General features: G+C 68.9%; 1 pseudogene. It reads right to left on the reverse strand.

The window, feature by feature from the left end:
* Positions 1 to 220: 220 nt before the first annotated feature.
* Positions 221 to 1,293: pseudogene (locus I6U14_RS00535) on the reverse strand (IS3 family transposase); the annotation flags it as partial.
* Positions 1,294 to 1,411: the final 118 nt, after the last annotated feature.

The raw sequence follows: 1,411 nt of genomic DNA on the forward strand, positions 1-1,411 counted from the left end.
GGAGGCGTTTTCGGAGCAATTGCCAGCGCCGACGCCGGTGTCGCCCGGGGCCATTCTGGTCGATAGCGTCGACGGCAAAGGCGTGTGCGTGCGCCCGGGCGAGAGCTGTCGGTCGTTGTCAAGAAAGATGTCGCTTCGCTCAGGTGTCGTTGTGCATGCTGTCGACCTCCTTCGTTGACGTCGGTTTTCCGGGATTGAGGAGCACACAGGTGTCGGGCTCCCAGTTGCGGGTTGCCCCGCTCCAGCGCTCTGGATGTTGCGCCCTGGCGCTCTCATAGAGACGCGCTCGGTCCTCCAGGATGCGCTGATCTTCCCCGCGATGGCGCTGCCCGGGGGTGACGAACTTCAGTGCGCTATGGCGATGGTGCTCGTTGTACCAGTCGACGAATCCGCCGACCCAGGTGTGGGCGTGCTCGAGATCCTCGAAGGGCTGGTTGGGAAAGGTCGGCTGGTATTTGAGCGTCTTGAAGAGTGCCTCCGAGTAGGGATTGTCGTTACTGACGCCGGGGCGGCTGAAGGAGGGCACGACCCCGAGGCGCTGGAGCGTAGCCAGCATGGTGGCGCCCTTCATCGGCGCGCCGTTGTCGGAATGCAGTGTCAGGGTTTGCGGGTCGACGCCTTCGCGCCGGTGGGTCTGCTCGAAGAGCGCGGCGGCGTGCGCGCTGCGCTCCTCGGCAAAGACCGCCCAGCCGACGATCTTGCGGCTGAACACATCCAGGATCAGATAGAGATAGAAGAAGCTCCCCCTGAGGGTCGTGGCCAGATAGGTGATGTCCCAGCTCCACAGCTGATTGGGCGCTGTTGCCGCCACGGGCTCGGGACGGCGGTGGCTGGGCGTGCGGGCCTTGCCGCGGTGGGCGAGTTGTCCATGCGCGCGCAGCACGCGGTAGAAGCTCGCCTCCGAGGCGATGTAGCGCCCCTGATCGGCCAACGCCGGAACGATCTGACTCGGCGGGCGGTCGGCGAATTCGGGGGCGTTGCAGACCTCGAGCAGCGTCGCACGCTCGGCCTCGCTGAGGCGATTGGCCGGTGTGCGCCCCTGGGCCGCCGCGGCACGGGCATCGGCCTTGATCCCGTCTTCGCTACGCCAGCGCTGCAGGGTGCGCACCGACAGCCCCACGGCCGCGCAGGCGGGCTTCAGGCGCGCCCCAGCGGCGCAGGCCTCCTCGATCCAGGTGCTCACGGCGCGGCGCTGCTCCACTGCGATCAGGCGTCCGCGTCGCCCCGCACGTGCCGGACTTTTTTTTGGAGCCCCAGCAAGGCGGCCGCCTCCGCCAGCGCCTTCTCCTTCCGCCCCAGCCCCTGCTCGCGCTCCTTGAGGCCCCGCCTCCCGCCACCCCCCTTTGCCCCAACCGCCGGCCCCGCACGCCCCCCCCTTGCCCCTTCCGCCGCCCCCCCCACCGGCCGCCCC

Origin of the sequence: Thiohalocapsa sp. (genome assembly GCF_019695415.1) — a bacterium.
In the GTDB taxonomy this organism is placed as follows: Bacteria; Pseudomonadota; Gammaproteobacteria; order Chromatiales; family Chromatiaceae; genus Thiohalocapsa.